Raw genomic sequence first — 19890 nt, 5'->3', positions numbered from 1 at the left:
CGTCCCGCGGATGACCTCACCGATCACCCTTGCGGGCGACGTACCGACGTACCTCGGCTGACTAGCTTGGTCAGTGTCGGGCGGCAGGCGTCCGGCCGTGCTGATGGGAACGGTGACACACATGCTCAGGGTGGAAGGGCTCACCCGGCGGTTCGGTGATCATCTGGCGCTGGACGACGTGACCTTCGACGTCGTGCCGGGACGGATGACCGGGTTCGTCGGGGCGAACGGGGCCGGGAAGACGACGACGATGCGGATCATCCTCGGCGTCCTGGCCGCGACCTCGGGCGAGGTCCGCTGGAACGGTCAGCCGCTGACGCGGGAGGTACGACGGGACTTCGGCTACATGCCGGAGGAACGCGGGCTGTACCCGAAGATGAAGATCCGCGACCAGTTGGAGTTCTTCGGCCGGCTGCACGGACTCGACCAGGACCGGGCCGCGGAGCGGACCGACAAGATCCTCGGCCGGCTCGGGCTCGCCGAGCGGGCGTCCGACGTCCTCGAGACGCTGTCGCTGGGCAACCAGCAGCGCGTGCAGATCGCGGCGGCGCTGGTGCACGAGCCGATCGCGCTGGTCCTGGACGAGCCGTTCAGCGGTCTGGACCCGCTCGCCGTCGACGCGATGGTCGACCTGCTCCGCGAGGAAGTCACGCCGCAGGTGCCGGTGCTGTTCTCGAGCCATCAGCTCGACCTGGTCGAGCGGCTGTGCGACGACCTGGTGATCTTGTCGCGGGGCAAGGTCGTTGCCGCGGGCGCCGTGTCCGAGCTGGCGGCCGCGTCGTCGACGACGTACCGCCTGGTGGTGGACAGCGACGCCGGCTGGCTGCGCGACCTGCCGGGGATCGAGGTGCGCGACGTGGCCGGCGGTACGGCGCTGTTCGAGGTCCTCGACCGCTCGATGGAGCAGACGATTCTGCAGCAGGCGCTCAGCCGGGGCGCGGTCCGCGAGTTCGGGCCGGAACGGGTGGCGCTCAGCGAGGTCTTCCGGGAGGCGACCCGATGAACGTGGTGGACAGGCCGTGGGTGCTGATCGCCGAACGCGAGATCAGCACGAAACTGCGGGACAAGACCTTCATCGGCTCGACGCTGGTGATGCTGGTGATCGTCATCGCGGCGACGATCATCCCGGCGCTGATCGTCGGCAACAGCGGACCGGACAAGATTGCGGTCGTCGACGAGGCGAGCGCGACGATCGTCCAGAAGGCGTCGGCCACATCAGGCGGCGACGGCTTCGAGGCGACGCGGTACGCCGATCGCGCCGCCGCAGAGCAGGCCGTGACCGAGGGTGACGTGAAAGCGGCGTTGGTGCCGGGCCAGGACGGGTACGTCGTGGTGGGCGATGACGGCGTCGACTCGAGCGTGGAAGGCGCACTGCGGGAAGCGGTCGCGACGACGGGCATGGAGGCGAACGCTGCGAAGGCCGGTCTGTCGCCCGAACAGCTGCACGCCGGCACGAAGCTCACGGTGCAGCTGCTCGAACCAGGACCGCTGCCGGATATCCTCGCGCACTTCGTGAACATCGCCCTGGCGCTGGTGTTCTACATGACCGCGCTCGGCTTCGGCATGATGATCGCGCAGAGCGTCGTCCAGGAGAAGGAGAGCCGGGTCGTCGAGATCCTGGCCGCCGCGGTGCCGATCCGCTCGCTGCTGTGGGGCAAGGTCCTCGGCAACACCGTGCTGGCACTGTCCCAGATCGTGCTGATCGCGGGTGTCTCGCTGCTCGGGCTGCTGGCCACCGACCGCGCCGACATCCTCGAGGTGGTCGCGCCGGTCGCCGGCTGGTTCGTGGTGTTCTTCGTGCTCGGGTTCGTCGCACTGGCTGGGTTGTGGGCGGTCGCCGGATCGCTGGCGACACGGCAGGAGGACCTCGGGTCGACCACGCTGCCGGGGCAGATGATCCTGATGATCCCGTTCTTCTTCGCGGTGTTCGCGGGGACGTCGGCCAAGACCGTGGCGTCCTTCGTCCCGATCGCGTCGTCGATGTCGATGCCCGGACGGATGCTCACCGAGGACGTTCCGCTCTGGCAGCCGCTGGCGGCGATCGCGCTGCTGCTGGTCACCACGGTCGTGATCGTCCGGGTCGGCGCGCGGCTGTACGAGCGCACGCTGCTGCAGACCGGTCGGCGGCTCGGGTACCGCGAAGCGCTGGCGCTCAAAACGTCATGACTAATCGTGGCAGCCGGGCCGGGTGTTACAACCTTCGGCCCGGCTGTGACGAAACCGCAATGTAGGGTCGCTGTGTGCTGTGCCTCGACCTCGACTACGGTTCCAACGCATGAACGTCGAGCTGCGCCACCTACGGGTGGTGGTCCTGGTGGCAGAAGCGGGGTCCGTCGGACGGGCCGCCCGCTGGCTCAAAGTCAGCCAGCCGAGCCTGACCGCGCAGCTGAAACGGATCGAGGCCGCGTTCGGCGGTGAGCTCTTCGAGCGGTCGCGCACCGGTGTCACGCCGACCGCACTGGGCCGGTACGCCGTGGATCGCGCCCGCGCGATCCTGGTCGACGTCGACCATCTGTCCGCGACCGTGTCCGCCATGACCGCCGTCGAATCGTCCGCGGTCCGGCTCGGTGGCTTCCCGACCGCGCCGATGTCCGGGATCGCGTCCCGGCTCCGCGCCCACGGTGAGATCGAGCAGGTCAGCATCGAGGTCGAGTGGTCGAGCAGTGTCCTGCTGCAGCAGCTCGAGAGCGGCCGGCTGGACTTCGCGTTGCTGCGCGAGTTCCCCGGCTTCGAGCTGCGGCTGCCCGCCGGCGTCGAAGCCACCACGGTCGTCGAGTCGGAATCGGCGTACGTCGCCCTCGCCGCGGACCACCCGGTCGCCCGCCGTACGCACGGTGAAATCGACCTGTCGCTGCTGAGTGACGAGGAGTGGATCGGTGAGCCGCCGGACGACAGTGGGTTCCATGTGCTGTTCCGGGCTGCTTGCGAGGCGGCTGGGTTCCAGCCGCGCGTCGAGCATCACTCGGTGGACACATCGGTGCTGATGGGGTTCGTCACCAGCGGTCAGGGCGTGGCACTTGTTTCGCCGACGTCGTACCGGATGCTCTCCTCGGATGTCACCACGCGGCGGCTCGCCGGGAACCCGATTCATCGCAAGCTCGTGCTTGCCTGGAGTACCGACTCACCGCGGGCGCAGATGTCGCGTGATGTGTTGCAGATGGCGACCGAGGCGTACGAAGAGGCCACCACCCAGCAGGCGAATCCGAACCAGCAACGGATGCACGTCGCCTGATGGTGTCGTGACCTCTCGCTGTTTCAGGCAGGCCGGATGATCGGGTTCTCGAAGGCCAGGTGGAACTCGCCGGTGTCCTCCGGGTCCTCCATCCGCTCCCGGTACTGAGATCCCATCTGCTCCTGCGGCGAAATCCTCCGCTCCGCTGTCCGCTGCTCGGCCTGCTGTTCGGCTTGCTGCGCTGTCTCTTGCTCTGTCTGCTGCGGTGCGTTCTGCTTTTCAGGTTCCGTCTCCGGCTGGACCGGCGCGGGGGCGTCGGTCGCAGCCTGAGGAGCAGCCGCAGCCTGAGGAGTAGCCGCGACCGGCTGCGGCTGCTCAACCGAAGCTGCCGGCTGCTCGGGCTCCTGGACAGGCTCCTGGGCGGGCTCCTGGACTGCCTCCGGTACGGGTGCCGGCGCGACTACGGTTTCGTCGGCGGAGTGGTTGCTGTCGGCATCGGCCTGCGGGAACTGGCGGGTCTGCTCGACCTCCTCGGCCTGCACGGGGAACTGCCGCGTCTGCTCGTCCGCCTGGTTCCGCGGCTGCACCGGCGCCGGCTCCGCGAACAGATCGTCGTACGCCGATCGGCGCTCGTACGCGGCCGGCTCCTGATAGGTGCCACCGGCAACCGGGTACACGGCGGCGACGTCCGCCTCCTGCTGCGCCTGCGCGGCTTCCTGCTCGCGCTGCAGCCGCTCGGCCTCGACCCGCTCCCGCCGCCGGCGCTGGACGCTCAGCACGATCAGTTGGATCGCGTACACCAGCGAGATGACGCCGAGGATCGGGACGACGCCGTTCAGCGTGTACTGCTTCGACCCCTCGATCATCCCGTTGGTGACACCCGGGACGTCGTTCAGGAAGTTCGTGGTCCGGTTCGGGATCCAGAGCCAGCAGTAGACGAGCGTGCCGAAGGCGACGAACGCCCCCAGCGCGCCGGCGCCCGAGAAGTACGACACCACGGCCCAGAAGATGAGCGCGCCGATGCCGAAGGCCAGCGCCATCCCCTTCGCGTTCAGCTCGATACCACCCGGCGCCGCGAGGACTCCGAACACGGCCGGACCGGCCAGAGCAACCGCTACCCCGAGCAAGAACCCAAGAAATTTGGACACAACCCCAAGGTAGCGACGAACCGCCGCCACACCGCGCCGACACTTCGGCGGGGCGCCGACAGGCAACCGCTTGCCTAAGGTGGACCCCAGACCCAGCAGCCGCTGAGAGGATGGGCCGTTGTCCGCTCCGAACATTCTCCTGATCGTTTCCGACGACCACGGGTACGCCGACCGCAGCGCCACCGGCGTGCACGCGGAAGTCCGTACGCCGGCCCTCGACCGCCTGGCCGCCGAGGGCGTGACCTGCACGGACGCCTACGTGACCGCGCCGATCTGCAGTCCGTCACGCGCCGCGATCATCTCCGGGCGGTACCAGCAGCGGTGGGGCGGCCAATGGTTCGACTCGGCCGCGTTCCCGCCGGACGACGTACCGACGCTGGCCGAGCTCCTCCGCGACCAGGGGTACCGCACCGGCTACTTCGGCAAGGTGCACTACGGCCAGGAGGACGTGGGGGACAGAGCATGCCCACCGCACCACGGCTTCGACGAGACGCTGTACGGACTGGCGGGGCAGTCGTTCGGGCGGCTCAACTACCTGCACCACTCCGAGGACGCCGTCGCGTCGTACGGTCAGCCGTCCGCGCACCACATGGCCGTGCAACCGTTGCTGTCGGGCGACGAACCGGTCGAGCACGAGGGCTTCCTGACCGCGGAGTTCGGCCGACGCGCGACGGACTTCATGGTCGCGGACGACGAGCGGCCGTACTTCTGCATGGTCGCGTTCAACGCCGTACACAACTTCTGCTGGCAGCTCCCGGACTCCGAATTGGAGGCACGCGGCCTGCCGCCGTTCCGCGACTGGTCACCGGACCTGTACGGCTCGTCCAGCTCGTTCACCGAGTGGTACGACGACGTGATCGTGCCGAATCTCCCGCACGGCCGCGAGTACTACCTGGCGCAACTGGAGCTGATGGACGCGGAGATCGGCCGGCTGCTCGACGCAGCGGGCGACGACACCATCGTGGTGTACCTGACCGACAACGGCGGCTCCACGTGCAATTTCGGCGACAACACTCCACTGCGCGGGACGAAGTACACGCTCTGGGACGGCGGCATCCGCATCCCCATGCTGTGGCGCTGGCCCGGCCGCCTGCCCGCGGGACGCCGTACGGACGCTCTCATCAGCTCAATGGACCTCGTACCGACGCTGGCTGCCGCAGCTGGTGCATCCGTTGCGGGCTGCGACGGCCTGGACATCCTGCCGGTGCTGGACGGCACAGCCGACGCGGCGCATGACGAACTGCACTGGGACTGCGGCTTCCAGTGGGCTGTGCGGTCGGGTGAGTGGAAGCTCAGCTGGGTCGCGGACAACGAGAACACGCGACACCTGCGCGACTACGAACACGCGCCGATCGGGGAGGGCTGGTTCCTGGCGAACCTCAGCGACGACATCGGTGAGGCTGTGAACCACCTGTCGGCGCAGCCTGAGATCGCGGCCGGACTGCGCGCCTCACATGATGCCTGGCGCGCAGAGGTCGGGCTGGAGGCTCAGACCGTCAACCCGTAGGTGATCGCCGTCGGCGGATCGTCGTGGTGGTCGATGTCCGGGCTGCGCTCGTACTCGTTCCAGGCGAGCAGTTCGTCGAGGTGCCGCCGTACCGGCTCGAGCGCCTCGGCGATCGTCACCTCACGACCCAGCTCCTTGGAGAGCGTGGTGACGTCGGCGTCGGAGATCCCGCACGGAACGATCCGGTCGAACCAGGCCAGGTCGTTGTTGCAGTTCAGCGCGAACCCGTGCATGGTCACGCCCTGCGCGACCCGGATCCCGATCGCGGCGATCTTCCGCTCCCGCCCACGGTCGTCGGCGGCCACCCAGACCCCACTACGGCCCTTCACCCGCCCGGTCTTCACCCCGAGCTCCGCGCAGACCCCGATCAGCGCCTCCTCGAGCCGCCGAACGTAGTCCACGACGTACACATGTGAGGCGAGCTTCACAATCGGGTACCCGACCAGCTGCCCAGGTCCGTGCCAGGTGATCTTGCCGCCCCGATCGACGTCCACCACCGGCGTACCGTCCATCGGCCGCTCGTGCGGCTCCGTGCGCTTACCCGCCGTGTACACGGGCGGGTGCTCGAGCAGGATCACCGTGTCCGCCCCGGTGCCCTCGGCAACCTCCCGATGCAACCGGCGCTGCTCGGCCCACGCAGTTTCGTAATCCACCGCATCGGCCCCGAAGCCGGCTTCCACATACCTGATAGCCCTCACACCCCGAGTGTAGGCGCGCACTCCTTGACCTCCGAGTCCGAGGGCATCCGGACCGCTGTCCACGCTCAGCGGATCGCTGTCAGCGCTCCGGGGGAGTCGGTCGCACGTCAGGGCTGTGGATAACTTCGACGGGCGATGTCGCGATCGATGCATCCTCTTGGGCATGGACCTCGCAGACCTGACCGGTTACAGCCTGCGGCGGCAGCTCGCGTCCGGACCGGCCGGCACCGTCTGGCAGGTCCGTGACCGCATCACCGGCCGCAACGCCGTACTCAAACACCTCCCGTTCACCGCCCGTCCCGACCGCCCGAGACTCCGCGCAAACCTCAGCCTCCTCGCCCGCAACCCCCACCCACACCTCGCCCGCCTCATCGAGTACCACGAGTCCGCCACCGGCTGGCTCCTCATCACCCAACACCTACCCGCCGGCTCCCTGGCCGCCCTCCTCACCCGCCGAGGCCCGCTCACCCAAGGCGAACTGATCACCCTCCTGGCACCCCTCGCCGACGCACTGGCCCACCTCCACACAGCAGGCCTCAGCCACGGCGCCATCACCCCCACCAACATCCACTTCGACGCCGACGGCCGCCCTATCCTCACCGACGCGGCCCTCCACCCTGCCGCTCCCGCCGCGGACCTGAAGTCTCTGGCTGAAATAGCCCGCCAAGCCGCCCAAGCCCTCAACCCATTCCCCGAGGCCTTCTTCACCACCCCACCTATCCACTCCCTCCCTCACCGCCTCCTAACCCAATCCCAAGCCCTCCCCATAGACCTGACCCCCTTAAACCCCACCCCACCACCCGCCGCCACATCCCACCCCTGCCCGGCCGTGGACGTGCGCCGCGCCGCGCCCAACCCCACCGCGCCCGACCCCACTGGGCTGGACCCCGTCGCGCCCGACCTCACCGCGCTCGGCCCCGTCGCGCTGGACCCCGTCGCGCCCAACCTCACCGCGCTCGACCCCGCCGTGCCAAACCCATCCGACCCCACCAGATCCCATGCCCCCGCCGACCCCGAGGTCACGTCCTCCATCGAGCGAGTCATCCGCGCCGGTTGGGCCCCGACGATCCACGCCCTGAACCAGCCGACGCCACCGACCGAAGCCACACGCGCTTCCCGGCTCCCCAACCCAGAGACCGCACCCAACTCCAGACTCCTGCCCACCTCCGAACCCTCGCCACGCCACGACCTCGGCAACACCCACGAACACCCGGCGCACCCGGACACCCCGCCAGACGACGATGACGACGAGCCCCTCGCCCTCTCTCGCGCCCCACTGGCCCCACCTCCAGCCAATCCACCCGCAACACCCCCCACTCACCCGAGCCGACCGCAACCCTCCGTACCTTCCGCCAAAGCCACCTCAAAACGCCCCCGCCCGACCCGCCGCCGCAATCCCCGCCGCGGAGGGCCATCTCTGCGCCAAAGCCACCCAGCCCACGCCGACGACCTCACCCACGCGGCGGACCGAGCCGACGCCGACGACCTCACCCACGCGGCGGACCGAGCCGACGCCGACGACCTCACCCACGCGGCGGACCGAGCCGACGCCGACGACCTCACCCACGTGGCCGATCGAGCCGACGCCGACGACCTCACCCACGCGGCCGACCCAGCCCACGTGGCCAAACCAAGTGACCGCGCCGACCAGGGCCTGGCACCGTTCGCCCGGCTGTCCCGCCCGGCCATCCGCCGACGACCGGACACGGTCTTCTCCCAGCCTCCGCACCTCAACCCTCTGTGGCCTCAACCCACCCCACCCGGCCGACCCACAGAGCCGTCCAACCCAGCCGAGGCTGCACAGTCCGCCATGCGCAGCGACCACACTGGTTTCGCCCGGGCGACCGAGACCGGGCAGTCCGTCGACCCCACCTGGGCCTCCTCGGCCGCAACGCATGGTCGCGAGAGTCCTCCGTCCCGCAAACTCCTGGGAGTCCTCCCACCACACCGACGCTCAACGGATACGAACGACGGGCTCCCAACACCGACGACCGCCCGCGGCGCGCCAGGCGCAACCCGCGGTCGAATGCCTTGGTCTGCCGTGCGACGCGTAGTCCACACACTCCGCCGCATTTCGGCCAAGGCAGCACCTGGGCAGGCTCAGGACGCGCGTCACAGGCGCCGGATGCGCACAGCCCAACGTCGTTCGGCGGTGGTACCGGCGGCCCGTTCCGGTCACCAGGCCTACGGCGTACTGGCCTCTGTCGGCGTGGGCGTTCTTGTTGTGCTCGCGATCAGCATCGCGGTACTACGCACGATCGACGCATCAGCCAACGCCAACCCCGATGCCCGTTCACAGCCCAACTCCGACAAGGGATCCGGAGCACCGACCGCCTCGCACACAGACGGAGCCGAGCCACGGACCACCTCGCCAACCGCGTCTCGTCCGCCAGTCGCGCAGCAATCGACCGGCGCGGAGCAGTCGCCCGCGCACTCAGCAAGCTCCCAGCCGTCGAACAACCGCCTCCCAACAGCACAGTTGCCGTCCAGCCATCCGACGTCGGGCCGTCAGCCCTCGGGCCGTCCGTCCGCAATGCAGACGCCAGGGGCCCACCCGACCGGCGCCCACCGGCCGACCTCCGAACGCTCCGAGTCGCCAGCTACTGCGCACACCACAGCACCGCCGCACAGCGAATCTGCACCGTCACAAGCAGACCTGGCTGCCTGGCTCCGAACGCTGCAGGCACTGGACGAACAACGAGCGCTAGCGTTCAACACCCTAGATTCCAGAATCCTCGACCGGACGTACGTTCCGGAGACTCCACCGTGGAGGGCCGACCGTGCACTCCTCTCGAAGTACCGCGAGCAGAACGTGCACGTCGAGAATCTGAAGATCACCATCGAAAGCATCACGCTGACGCGCCGCACTCCCACCACGGTCACGCTCAGAACGGTCGACCGCCTGACAGGAGGCCAACTCGTAGACCGGTCCGGCCGCAGAACCGCGCTGCCTCTCGGCTCCCCGACAACGAGACTGATCACCCTGACAGCCGCCATCCGCACCACCGAAGCGATGCCAGGCCAGAGCCGCAAGCCAGCCTGGCGTATCAGCACGATCACTCAGCCGTGATGCCAATGTCGACCGGCATTGAGTACTCGGGGCGTGAGGGCTCACCCGCGGTCGCCTGAATCGCGGCTGACAGCGTTCCGGGATCGGCGCGGGCACCTTGGATGAGCCAAGGACGCGTTTCGTTGCCGGCGGCACACTGTCGGATCACCGCGCGCAAACGCTGTGGGGTCGCGGGGCGGAGGTGCTGTGGGGTCGCGGGGCGCAGACGCTGTCGGATCGCTGCGCGCAGCAGCCGTCGGATCGTCGCGTGTGGCCGGGTTCGGTGGTCGTTGGCGGGATCGTTATCGGAAACCCGGCGATGTGCGGTGTGCCGCCGTCGGTGTCCCTCAGAGGTGGAATCGCACACCACCCGGCGTCCGCCGGCCTCGACGGAAGCGCCAGCGGCCGCGGGGCATCACTCATCATCAGCAGTCGACGCTGCTGCCGCCGCGGTCGTCGGCCGTACTGTTCTTCGACCTGCGGCACGGCCGTGAGGTCCCTTCTTGTGGGCAGCGCGACTGGTTCGGCTTCCGGAGAACGCGATCGGCTTGTCGTCGGGACAACACGACTGGTTCGCCTTGGGGAACGCGCGACTGGTTCGCCTTGTGTGTTTGCTTGTGCGACGCATGTGCAAGACGTGCTCGCCCGTGACGAAGTAAGCCCGCGCACGGCGCAGCGCTCGGCGACGCCATTCAAACAAGGGCGGCAGCTACGGCCGTCCTCGAACGTGACACGCTCATAGCGTCGAGGCGGCAAGGGTGCCGCTCGTTTCCCGAGCCTGGTCCAGGGCGATCGGCTCTCGATCTCGACGAACCCACCTGTTCGACGACCATCAGTGAAACGTGAGTGGCCACCCACAGGAACGCGCGGCCACCCACGGGAACGCGCGGCCGAACAGTGGGACGCGCGGGGCCGCACAGTGGCAGGGCAGCGGCCACGCAGTAGGACGGCAGCGGTCGCGACCCGCACCTTGCCTTGCCGTGGTCCATCTGGTCCAACTGCCTCACCCGGGCGCGGACGCGCCGACGCCCGTGCCCCTCGTCGCGCTCCGGCCGGCACCTCGTCGCGGTTGTTCAAAGTGATGGCGGGACTTACCAGGGTGGGACTTACCGGGGTGGGACTTACCGGGGTGGGACTTACCGGGGTGGGACTTACCGGGGTGGGGCCAACCAGGGTGGGGCCAACCAGGGTGGGGCTTGGAAGGTGGGCTTAGAAGGGTGGAGGTTCGTTGGGTGGTGGAGCGGTGCGGTGGGGCGGGAAGTCTGGCGCCAGGTGGGCGGCGGTTGGGGCGATTGGTCCCTGGGCGGGCGGGGTTGTTGTGTAGCGGTGGCCGGTGGGAGTGGTGAGGGTTACGGAGCCGTTGGGGTCGGTGGTGGCGGTCCAGCCCCAGGCGGGGGTGTCTTTGATGACGTGGTGGTATTCGCAGTAGGGGACGAGGCCGTTGAGCCTCGTACGGCGGGACTTGGCGAACGGAGTCGCGTGGTCACGGTCGCAGTCGCGGGAGGTGCGGTTGCAGCCGGGCCAGGCGCAGGTGGGATAGCGGGCGAGCAGGGTCTCCGTGACGAGTGCACCCGGGTCGTGGCGCTTGGTGGAGGCTTCGAGGACGGTGCCGTTGGTGGGATCCGTGAGGAGTCGCCGCCAGGTGCCGTCGGAGGCGATACGGCGGGCCATATCTGCGGTGATGGGGCCGTAGCCGGTGAGTTCGCAGGGGTCGTCGTCCATGCCGAGCAGCGTGGTGACAGGAATCAGTACTTCGATGTGAGGGCGTCGGCGATGGTTGTCGGGCAGGCGGCGGCCCAGCCAGTCCAGGCCGTTGTGCAGCATGTGTTCGAACAGGTCCGCGACCACGTCCGCACGCCGTTGCGGTGCGGTCCGTTCATCGCGCGTCTGCTGCGCAGTGCGTTCTGCGCGAGCGTCGCCTGGATCTCGCGCAGTATGTTCGTCCTGGGCATCGCTGGGGTCGCGTGCATCCCGGGAACTGTGTGCATCCCGGGAACCATGAGTGGCTGGGGAACCATCGGGATCCGGAGAGCCGAGTGCATCCGGAGAGCCGAGTGCATCCGGAGAGCCGTATGCATCCGGGGAACCGTGCGTATCCCATGAGCCGGGGGCGTCCCGCGGACTCCGTGGGCCTGGGGCGCATTGTGCTTCTCGTGTACCTCGCGGTTTCTGGGGGAACGGGGCGGGCCGTTCAGCATGCTGGTTCTGGGCAGCTTGTTCAGCTCGAATGTCGTGGTCAGGTTTGGCATTCGAGTGCTGGTGGAGATCCGCGGCAGTCGTGTTCCGGTCGGCGTTGCGCGAGTCACTTGCGTTGTCCGCGTTGCCCGACGTGCTGGACGTGCTGGACGTGCTGGACGTGCTGGACGTGCCTGACGTGCCAGACGTGCTCGAGTCGTCCACGTCGCGTGTTTTGCGTGCTGTGCTGGAGGGGGCTGGATCGTCCGTGGTGGGGCGTTTGGCCAGGTTGGCCATGGCTTGGATGGTTACCCACATTTGCTGGATCTTGTCTGCGGTGTGGACTACCCAGAGGCCGGCCATGCCGTGGGGGAGGGGGACGATGGTGCAGGTGCGTTCGGTGACCGCTTTGCGGTGGTTGTCGGCGTCCTCGGCTGCGGTGTACTTGGCGACCTGGCGACGTAGAGAGGTGGCCAGGTTCTTGTGGGTTTGGCCTGGTGCGCGGCGGAGTACGTGGGCTTCGACTGCCTGGGCATCGGCCGGCGCCAAGGAGCGGGTCGACTCGGAGATTGACAGGGCCTTGGACCAGGACAGGGCGCCGCAGCGTAGTGCTGAATGGGTTGCGGTCAGGGTGCCGGTCAGGTGTACGGCGGTCTCGATGTGGCGAGCTGCAGTCTGGTGGGACAGGTGGAGGGCGGCGGCGATTTCGGCGATCCAGGAACGTTCGGGGTCGACGGGGCGGCCCGATGAATCGATTTGGCTGGGTCGGGGGATCTCGGTGAGTTGAGCTTTGCGCTGGCGTACGAACGAACCCATTGCGGAGGCTTTGAGAGATGCTGCCCAGGACTCGAGGCGGGAGGCTGCCTTCAGCAGTTCGATGAGGGCGATCGGGGACTCGTACTGAGGGCGGACCGGTGCCAGGGCTGCGGCCAGTTCTGGGCCTGGGGGGAGGAAGACCCAGGCGGGGGCTTTGCGGTGGAGCATCTCGCGCTCGGCGTCGTCTTGTTCGGAGCCTGCCCAGAGTTCCCATTCCAGGGCGTCCACTTGCGACATCGGCGGAAGGTCGTCGAAGACGTCTTCCTCGGGGAGGAAGCGAGGTGGGTGGGGGTCGTCCGGGTCGTACAGGTCGTCGGGCGGCAACTGCGCGGCGAGGTACGGGTCAAGGGAGGGGCACGGCGCAAGGGTTGGGTGTGGCGCAAGGGTTGGGTTTGATGCGGGGGTTGTGTCGGGTTGATCTGGGTGGGTGACGGCGCGCGTGGGCGGGACGGCGCCTGGCCCGGTTGGCGAGGGGACGCGGAGGGGTGGGTGGGTTGAGATCGCCGCCATGTGTCTATATTAGAACGTATGTTCGATTGAATCAAGGCTAGTGCTCGCACGTAGTGCTCGCACGTAGTGCTCGCACGTAGTGTGTGATGTCTCAGGACATCGGAGTGCTCGCACGTAGTGTGATGTCTTTGGTCGTGGGTGACAGTTGAGGTCTCAGGGCTTCGGTGACGGGTCCGGGTGGTTTGGCGTTGCCGACGTAGGCGGTGCCGGGTGCAGGCCGGGTGTACTCGATGAGGATCTCGCCGCCGGTGTTGGTGACGGTGATGGTGACGGTGATGGTGTCGCCCGGTTTGTCACCCTTGGTGATGACGAGGACCTGCTGTAAGCCGTGCCGGTGTGGGCCGGGGTTGCTGGTGCCGGGCCGGTGGATGCGGGGCTGGTGGATGTCTCGCCGAGCACACCAGATCCGCACCCGGAGTGACCTACGTCGGCAACGCCCGCTCCCGCCAGGACCCCTGAACCGTTACCGATGTCCTGACACGTGAGGTCTTGGTGGTGACACGGCCAGATGTTGTGGGGACTTTGGGCATCCGCTCGGTCCGTAGACCCCGTGGTCTGCGAAGCGTCCACGGTCCTGTCCGCCCATCGGTTCCGTGCGCCCCTCCTGGGTCAGTTGCCGGTCGACGCGCGCAGCGCCGCGGCGAATGACTGCTCCACGGCCCGACAGACTGGACGACATCCTGATCAGGCGAGGTCGATGATCGGCCGTCCGGTCGGCAGGGCGAAGGACGCCAGGCGTGGGGGCGTTGAGCTGAAGCCCTGTGTGGTGAAATGCGACACCGCGACCTTCGTGGCGCCGGTGCGGGCGTTGACGACGAGGAGGTCCAGCGTGCCCATCCTCGGGTATTCGGCCGCGATGGTGCAGGTCTCGTCGTCGATCCACTGGCCGAAGTAGAAGCTGAAATAGGTCTGGTCCGGCAGGCCGATACGGTTGCCGGACGCGGTGTCCGCGAGGTGGAGGCCGGCCCACAGCGGCTGGATGCCTGGGTGTGCGTCGTTCGGCTGGCTCGCCAGATACGCCGCCGTGGGGGAGGGAAACGCCTGTTGACCGAGGAGGCGGACCGACGGCCTGTCGGTCACGGTCTCCGCGATCGTCAGGTCCACCGCGGGCGGGCGTTGCTCGAGTGGCTGCTGGAACACGATCTGCCCGGCTGCCACGGCGCGGACGGTGTTCGTCGGCACCTTCGCGAGCAGCTCGCCCCGGTTCGCACGGATGTCCCAGCGGTACGGGCCGTCGACTGTGTCGAAGTACGCCGTACCGCCGTCGATCGCGATGATCCGTGAGCGGAAGACGAGGCTGACGTTCGGCGGGACCTTGTTGCCGACCGCGGTCCGCACGAGCTCGCGGCCCGCGGCGACGTCGTACACCACCGACTCGTTGTGGTCGTTGAAACCCTCGACCCAGCCAACCAGGGTGCCGTGGAAGTCCGCGGTGAGTTCCCAGCTGTTCTTGCCCAGGCTCCGGGTCCCCGAGCGATCGGCCACGTGGATGTTGTTGCTTGCGTCGAGGAAGACGAAGCCGGCATCGGTCTGGACGAAGGCGGTGATCTTGTGGGGGGCCACGGAGAGGACTTCGTCGCCGTAGTGGATGGTGCTGCCGAGGGCGTAGGTCGCGCGGCGCTGGGCGAACGGGGCCGGCTTGGCCGGTTGGGGCTGGGATTCGCGCGGGCGGACGACGGTTGCGGTACCGATCGTGACGGCGGCGGCCGCAACCGCGCCGCCGAGGGCGCCGATGGCGCGCCGGCGGGAGATCCGGCGGTTGCCGGCCGCAACGAGGGCGTCGAGGTCGAGCGGCGGGGGCTCGGCGCCGGCGGCGCGTTCGGCCAGCGTGTCCTTGAGGAGGTCGTTCATTCGCTCATTCCTGCCTTCAGCACGACGTCGGCGCCCAGCCGGGCGCGAAGCTTCTTGAGCGCGTCGGAGACCTGGCTCTTCACGGTCCCGACGCTGCAGTCGAGGATCTCGGCGGTCTGCGGCTCGGTGAGGTCCTCGTAGTAACGCAGTACCACCGCCGCCCGTTGCCGGGGCGGCAGCTGCTGCAGTTCCTGCCACAGCCAGACCCGCGCGCTCGCATCGTCGGCGGTCGTCGAGTCGGCCGGCCGATCGGGTACGTCGTCGTTCGGCCGCTCGGCGCGCCACGATTTCCGGCGCCACCAGCCGATCGCAGTGGTGGTGATGACCCGGCGCGTGTACGCCTCGGCGTTGTTCGGGTCGCGGAGCCGGTGCCATCCGACGTACGTCTTCACCAACGCTTCCTGGACGAGGTCCTCGGCCAGACCGCGGTCCCCGGCCAGCAGGTAGGCGTACCGGTAGAGCGCGCCGTGTCTACTGGTCGCGAACTCGGCGAACGCCGTCGAGTCGGCCATCTCTCGTCCCCCCTCGGGTGTCTGTCTACCCTCCCTGATGGGACGACGACCGCAAAGGGTTGGGCGCCAGGGGGTGGATGTTACGCGAGGGCGGCTGAGATTGCGGCGGTGGCGGTGGGGTGGTGGAAGGTGAAGTTGGTGGATTGGAGGCGGGTGGGGAGGGCTCGTTTGCTGCCCAAAAGTTCCCAGGCGAACTCGCCGAGGGTGAGTTTCATGAGCGTGGCGGGGACGGGGAGGAACGCGGGGCGGTGCAGGGCGGTGGCGAGGGCCTCGGTGAAGTCTGCGTTCGTGGTCGGAGTGGGGAGGCTGACGTTGACCGGGCCGCTCACGGTGTCGGTCTCGGCGGCGTGCTGGACGGTGCGGATCCAGTCGGTCAGGGAGACGACAGGGAAGTACTGCGTGCCGGGGCCGAGGCGGCCGCCGAGGGCGATGCGGAACGGCAGGGAGAGGAGCTGGAACGCGGGGGCCTTGCGGTCCAGGACGACGCCGGTGCGGAGGGCAACGACTCGGCTGCCGGCCTTCTGGGCGGGTTCGAGGGCGCCTTCCCAGAGGCGGACGACCTCGGCCAGGAAGCCGTCGCCGAGCTCGGAGTCCTCGGTGAGGATCTCGTCGCCGCGGTCGAGGCCGTACCCGCCGATGCCGCTCTGCGTGATCACGACCGGGGGATGCTCGAGGCGGGCGGCCGCGGCGGCGAGGGTGGACGTCGTCGAGACGCGACTCTCGCGGAGCGTCAGGCGGTACGTCGGGGTCCACGGGCGGCCGATGTTGGCGCCCGCGAGGTTCACCAGGACGTCGGGATCGCCGAGGGACGCCGCGTCCAGGTCGCCGGCGGCGGGATCCCAGCGGAGTTCGTCGGGGGCGGACGGGGTACGGCGTACCAAACGGGTGACCTGGTGGCCCTGGGCACCGAGTTCACGGGCCAGCGCTTTGCCGAGGAAGCCGGATGCACCGGCCAGCACGTACTTCATCCCGCTCTGCTCCTTGTCCGACGGACGGCGGTCGGGTGGGTCGTGGGTAGGTGGGTGGAGGACAGTCAACCAGCTGGAAAGTAAACAGAAGGCGCCGGTGCCCGTCTCGGGGGAGACGGAAACCGGCGCCGGGTTGCCTGCGCGGTTCAGGCGGCCAAATCAGGCGGCCAAGTCAGGCGGCCAAGTCAGGCGGCCAAGTCAGGCGGCCAGATCAGACCTCGAACTGGGCCTCTTCGAGGCGCTGCTTGACGGCCGTCAGGTAGCGGGCCGCGTCGGCGCCGTCGACCAGGCGGTGGTCGTAGGTCAGGGCCAGGTACACCATCTGCCGGATCGCGATCGTCTCGCCGAGCTCCGGGTGGGTGATGACGACCGGGCGCTTCACGACGGCGCCGGTCCCGAGCATGCCGACCTGCGGCTGGTTCAGGATCGGGGTGTCGAACAGGGCGCCGCGGCTGCCGGTGTTGGTGATGGTGAACGTACCGCCCGCCATCTCGTCCGGCAGCACCTTGTTGTTCCGGGTCCGGTCGGCGAGGTCGGCGATCTTCTTCGCCAGGCCGGCGATGTTCAGGTCGCCGGCGTTGTGGATGACCGGAACCATCAGGCCGCGCTCCACGTCCACGGCGATGCCGAGGTGCTCGGCGGCGTGGTACGTGATCTCGCCCTTCTCCTCGTCGATCGACGCGTTCAGCTTCGGGTACTGCTTCAGCGCGTCGATCGCGGCCAGCGCGAAGAACGGCAGGAACGACAGCTTGACGCCCTCGCGGGCCTCGAACTCCGCCTTCTTCGCCGCGCGCAGCTTGGCGACCTCGGTGACGTCCACCTCGACCACGGTGGTCAGCTGGGCCGAGACCTTCAGGCTGTTGACCATGTGGGTCGCGATCGCCTTGCGGATCCGGCTCATCTTCTCGGTCGTACCGCGCAGCGGGCTGACCGCCGGAGCCTTCGCGGCCGGGGCCGAGCTCTGCGCCGCCGCGGGCTGGGCGGCCGGAGCGGAGGCTGCAGCCTTCTTGGCCTCGGCGGCGGCGATCACGTCCTGCTTGCGGATCCGGCCGCCGACACCGGTGCCCTGGATCGAGCTCAGGTCGACGTCGTGCTCGGCCGCGAGCTTGCGAACCAGCGGGGTGACGTAGTTCGGGCCGTCCGCGGACGCGCCGTTCGGCGACGGCGCAGCGGCAGCGGGAGCCTGAGCCGCCGGAGCCTGAGCTGCCGGAGCCTGAGCTGCCTGAGCTGCCGGAGCCTGGGCCGCGGGGGCCTGGGCGGGAGCCGGGGCCTGAGCGGGCGCAGGAGCGGCGGCCGGAGCGGCAGTTGCCGCGGCCGGTGCGGAGGTGGCCGGCGACGACGGGGAGGTCTGTGCGGCCTGCGGCGCCGGAGCGGACGCGGCCGGAGCAGCCTCAGCCGGGGCTGGAGCAGCCTCAGCCGGCGCAGCCTCGGCGGAGCCGACGACGGCCAGTTCGGCGCCGACCTCTACTGTCTCGTCCTCGGCGACCTTGATCTCCAGGAGCTTGCCGGCGACCGGGCTCGGGATCTCGGTGTCGACCTTGTCGGTGGAGACCTCGAGCAGCGGCTCGTCGACGGCCACGTCGTCGCCGACCTGCTTCAGCCAGCGGGTCACGGTGCCCTCGGTGACGCTCTCACCCAGTGCGGGCAGCGTTACCGACGTACCGGACGTCGCCTGGGGCGCGGCCTGCGCAGGGGCGGACTCCGCGGCGGGGGCGGACTCCGCAGCCGGTGCAGACTCCGCAGCCGGTGCAGACTCGGCGGCGGGGGCGGATTCAGCCGGTGCGGACTGGGCCTCGGGAGCGGCCTCGGCCGGTGCTGCCTCGGCAGGTGCTGCCTCGGCAGGTGCCGGCTCGGCAGGGGCCTCGGCGGGGGCTGCGGCCTCGGGTGCGGGGGAATTCGCTTCGCCGGCGTCGCCGATGACGGCCAGTTCGGCGCCGACCTCGACGGTCTCGTCTTCGGCGGCCTTGATCTCGAGCAGGGTGCCGGCGACGGGGCTCGGGATTTCGGTGTCGACCTTGTCGGTCGACACCTCCAGCAGGGGCTCGTCCACGGCAACCGTGTCACCGACCTGCTTGAGCCAGCGGGTGACGGTTCCTTCGGTGACGCTCTCCCCGAGGGCCGGCAGGGATACAGAGGTCGGCATGACGGTCGTTGCTCCTTCGTCTGATCGGTCGAGTGTCAGCCTACGGTGCCGCTGGAGCGGGCGGGATCCGGGTCACGGGCGTCCCACACGCTCCCAGCAGGGTCAAACCTACTCGGGCGGCCCAGCGAGTCGCCCGGTAGATGTCCAATCTCAGTCATGGAAGTGCAGGGGTTTGCCGGCGAGTGCGAGGTGGGCTTCGCCGAGGGCTTCGTTTTGGGTGGGGTGGGCGTGGACGAACGGCGCGATGTCGGCGGGGTAGGCCTCCCAGTTGTAGATCAGCTGGGCTTCGCCGATCAGCTCACCGACCCGGGAGCCGACCATGTGTACGCCGATCACGGCGCCGTCGCGGGCGCGGACGAGCTTGACGAAGCCGGAGGTCTTCAAGATCTGTGACTTGCCGTTGCCGCCGAGGTTGTAGTTCAGCACCTCGATGTCGCCGTAGGTCTCGCGCGCCTGTTCCTCGGTGAGTCCGACCGAGGCGATCTCGGGTTCGGAGTAGGTGACGCGTGGGATGCCGGCCTCGTCGATCGGTGTGGGTGCGAGTCCGGCGAGGTGTTCGGCGACGTAGATGCCTTGCTGGAAGCCGCGGTGCGCGAGTTGCAGGCCGGGCACGATGTCTCCGACCGCGTACACGCCCGGCACCGACGTCTGCAATGTGCCGTCGACGGTGACGAAGCCGCGGTCCAGCGCGACCCCGGTCTGCTCGTATCCCAGGCCGGTGGTGTTCGGGCCGCGGCCGACCGCGACCAGCAGCACCTCGGCCTCGAGCACCTCACCGCCGGCGACGGTGACCCGGACGCCGGTGCCGGTGACTTCGACGGATTCGAACGGGGTGCCGGTCTTGACCGCGATCTTCCGTTTCCGGAACGCCCGTTCCAACGCCTTGGAACAGTCCGGGTCCTCGGCCGGCACCAGCCGCGGCAGCGCCTCCACGACCGTCACCCGGGTCCCGAACGAGGTCCAGGCGGAGGCGAACTCGACCCCGATCACCCCGCCGCCGAGGATCACCGCCGACTCCGGTACCCGGTCCAGCCCCAGCGCGTGCTCGCTCGCGATCACCCGGTGACCGTCCAGCTCCAGACCCGGCAGCGACTTCGAGTACGACCCCGACGCCAGGATCACGTTCCGCCCGGTGTAGGTGGTGTCGCCGACCTGCACCGTGGTCGGTGACGTCAGCCGGCCCTCGCCCTCGATCACCGTGATGCCGCGGGCCTTCAACTGGCCCTGCAACCCCTTGAACAGCCGGTCGACCACACCGTCCTTGTACTTGTTCACCCCGCCCATGTCGACACCCTCGAGCGACGTACGAACCCCGAACTGCTCACCCGCACGCGCCGAATC

At 69.0% G+C, this 19890-nt stretch carries 15 protein-coding genes and 1 pseudogene; 6 read left to right on the top strand and 10 right to left on the bottom strand.

Going from position 1 to position 19890, the window contains the following annotated elements; translation table 11 throughout:
• Positions 1 to 121: 121 nt before the first annotated feature.
• The 3 genes from AB0B82_RS21575 to AB0B82_RS21565 all read left to right on the top strand — a co-directional run bounded on the left by AB0B82_RS21575 (position 122) and on the right by AB0B82_RS21565 (position 3232).
• Positions 122 to 1003 carry an ATP-binding cassette domain-containing protein gene (locus AB0B82_RS21575; RefSeq protein WP_360171144.1) on the top strand — a complete coding sequence of 294 codons (882 nt, stop codon included), beginning with the start codon at positions 122 to 124 and terminating at the stop codon, positions 1001 to 1003.
• A complete protein-coding gene (locus AB0B82_RS21570; protein WP_360171141.1) occupies positions 1000 to 2166 on the top strand; it encodes an ABC transporter permease in 1167 nt (388 codons plus the stop codon). Before AB0B82_RS21575 ends, AB0B82_RS21570 begins: the two co-directional genes overlap by 4 nt.
• Positions 2167 to 2275: 109 nt before the next feature.
• Complete coding sequence (locus AB0B82_RS21565) at positions 2276 to 3232, top strand: LysR family transcriptional regulator (protein WP_360171138.1); 957 nt, start codon at positions 2276 to 2278, stop codon at positions 3230 to 3232.
• Positions 3233 to 3255: 23 nt separating this feature from the next.
• Here the strand turns inward: AB0B82_RS21565 and AB0B82_RS21560 are convergent, their stop codons facing one another.
• On the bottom strand, positions 3256 to 4320 hold the full coding sequence (locus AB0B82_RS21560) for a hypothetical protein (protein WP_360171135.1): 1065 nt from the start codon (positions 4318 to 4320) through the stop codon (positions 3256 to 3258).
• Positions 4321 to 4438: 118 nt separating this feature from the next.
• Between AB0B82_RS21560 and AB0B82_RS21555 the strand changes: the two genes are divergently transcribed.
• Positions 4439 to 5827, top strand: coding sequence for a sulfatase-like hydrolase/transferase (locus AB0B82_RS21555; protein ID WP_360171132.1), 1389 nt, complete (start codon positions 4439 to 4441; stop codon positions 5825 to 5827).
• Here the strand turns inward: AB0B82_RS21555 and lipB are convergent.
• Positions 5809 to 6525 (bottom strand): lipoyl(octanoyl) transferase LipB, encoded by a 717-nt coding sequence (gene lipB, locus AB0B82_RS21550; RefSeq protein WP_360171129.1) that lies wholly within the window; start codon positions 6523 to 6525, stop codon positions 5809 to 5811. The genes AB0B82_RS21555 and lipB overlap by 19 nt on opposite strands.
• Before the next feature lie 163 nt (positions 6526 to 6688).
• Between lipB and AB0B82_RS21545 the strand changes: the two are divergent.
• Positions 6689 to 7132: pseudogene (locus AB0B82_RS21545) on the top strand (protein kinase); the annotation flags it as partial.
• A 756-nt stretch (positions 7133 to 7888) separates the two neighbouring features.
• Here AB0B82_RS21545 and AB0B82_RS21540 read toward each other — a convergent pair.
• Positions 7889 to 8128, bottom strand: coding sequence for a hypothetical protein (locus AB0B82_RS21540; protein WP_360171254.1), 240 nt, complete (start codon positions 8126 to 8128; stop codon positions 7889 to 7891).
• Between the two features lie 1209 nt (positions 8129 to 9337).
• Here AB0B82_RS21540 and AB0B82_RS21535 point away from each other — a divergent pair.
• Entirely contained in the window at positions 9338 to 9595 is a 258-nt protein-coding gene (locus AB0B82_RS21535; RefSeq protein ID WP_360171251.1) for a hypothetical protein, read from the top strand.
• A gap of 1188 nt (positions 9596 to 10783) precedes the next feature.
• On the opposite strand, the gene AB0B82_RS21530 is transcribed toward AB0B82_RS21535, so the two are convergent.
• The 7 genes from AB0B82_RS21530 to AB0B82_RS21500 form a co-directional block, all read right to left on the bottom strand.
• Entirely contained in the window at positions 10784 to 12889 is a 2106-nt protein-coding gene (locus AB0B82_RS21530) for a DUF222 domain-containing protein (protein ID WP_360171126.1), read from the bottom strand.
• Between the two features lie 277 nt (positions 12890 to 13166).
• Positions 13167 to 13487 (bottom strand): hypothetical protein, encoded by a 321-nt coding sequence (locus tag AB0B82_RS21525; protein WP_360171123.1) that lies wholly within the window; start codon positions 13485 to 13487, stop codon positions 13167 to 13169.
• Positions 13488 to 13759: 272 nt separating this feature from the next.
• Positions 13760 to 14926 (bottom strand): hypothetical protein, encoded by a 1167-nt coding sequence (locus tag AB0B82_RS21520; RefSeq protein ID WP_360171120.1) that lies wholly within the window; start codon positions 14924 to 14926, stop codon positions 13760 to 13762.
• The gene (locus AB0B82_RS21515) at positions 14923 to 15438 is read right to left on the bottom strand and encodes a SigE family RNA polymerase sigma factor (protein ID WP_360171117.1); all 516 of its coding nucleotides are present in this window, start codon (positions 15436 to 15438) and stop codon (positions 14923 to 14925) included. Before AB0B82_RS21515 ends, AB0B82_RS21520 begins: the two co-directional genes overlap by 4 nt.
• Before the next feature lie 80 nt (positions 15439 to 15518).
• Entirely contained in the window at positions 15519 to 16406 is an 888-nt protein-coding gene (locus tag AB0B82_RS21510) for a TIGR01777 family oxidoreductase (protein WP_360171114.1), read from the bottom strand.
• A gap of 211 nt (positions 16407 to 16617) precedes the next feature.
• Entirely contained in the window at positions 16618 to 18549 is a 1932-nt protein-coding gene (sucB, locus tag AB0B82_RS21505; protein WP_360171111.1) for a 2-oxoglutarate dehydrogenase, E2 component, dihydrolipoamide succinyltransferase, read from the bottom strand.
• A 150-nt stretch (positions 18550 to 18699) separates the two neighbouring features.
• Positions 18700 to 19890, bottom strand: a 1191-nt coding sequence (locus tag AB0B82_RS21500; RefSeq protein ID WP_360171108.1) for a dihydrolipoyl dehydrogenase, incomplete at its 5' end; no start/stop codon positions are given.

Origin of the sequence: Kribbella sp. NPDC048915, from assembly GCF_040649595.1 — a bacterium.
Lineage (GTDB): Bacteria > Actinomycetota > Actinomycetes > Propionibacteriales > Kribbellaceae > Kribbella.
The sequence above is the reverse complement of the archived record's forward strand: the minus strand, read 5'-3'. Positions and strand labels throughout refer to the sequence as shown.

Bases quoted from the DNA above. Each gene is read 5' to 3' on its own strand.
- sucB (WP_360171111.1), bottom strand. From the start codon at position 18,549: ATGCCGACCTCTGTATCCCTGCCGGCCCTCGGGGAGAGCGTCACCGAA.
- AB0B82_RS21565 (WP_360171138.1), top strand. From the start codon at position 2,276: ATGAACGTCGAGCTGCGCCACCTACGGGTGGTGGTCCTGGTGGCAGAA.
- AB0B82_RS21510 (WP_360171114.1), bottom strand. From the start codon at position 16,406: ATGAAGTACGTGCTGGCCGGTGCATCCGGCTTCCTCGGCAAAGCGCTG.
- AB0B82_RS21575 (WP_360171144.1), top strand. From the start codon at position 122: ATGCTCAGGGTGGAAGGGCTCACCCGGCGGTTCGGTGATCATCTGGCG.
- AB0B82_RS21515 (WP_360171117.1), bottom strand. From the start codon at position 15,438: ATGGCCGACTCGACGGCGTTCGCCGAGTTCGCGACCAGTAGACACGGC.
- AB0B82_RS21520 (WP_360171120.1), bottom strand. From the start codon at position 14,926: ATGAACGACCTCCTCAAGGACACGCTGGCCGAACGCGCCGCCGGCGCC.
- AB0B82_RS21570 (WP_360171141.1), top strand. From the start codon at position 1,000: ATGAACGTGGTGGACAGGCCGTGGGTGCTGATCGCCGAACGCGAGATC.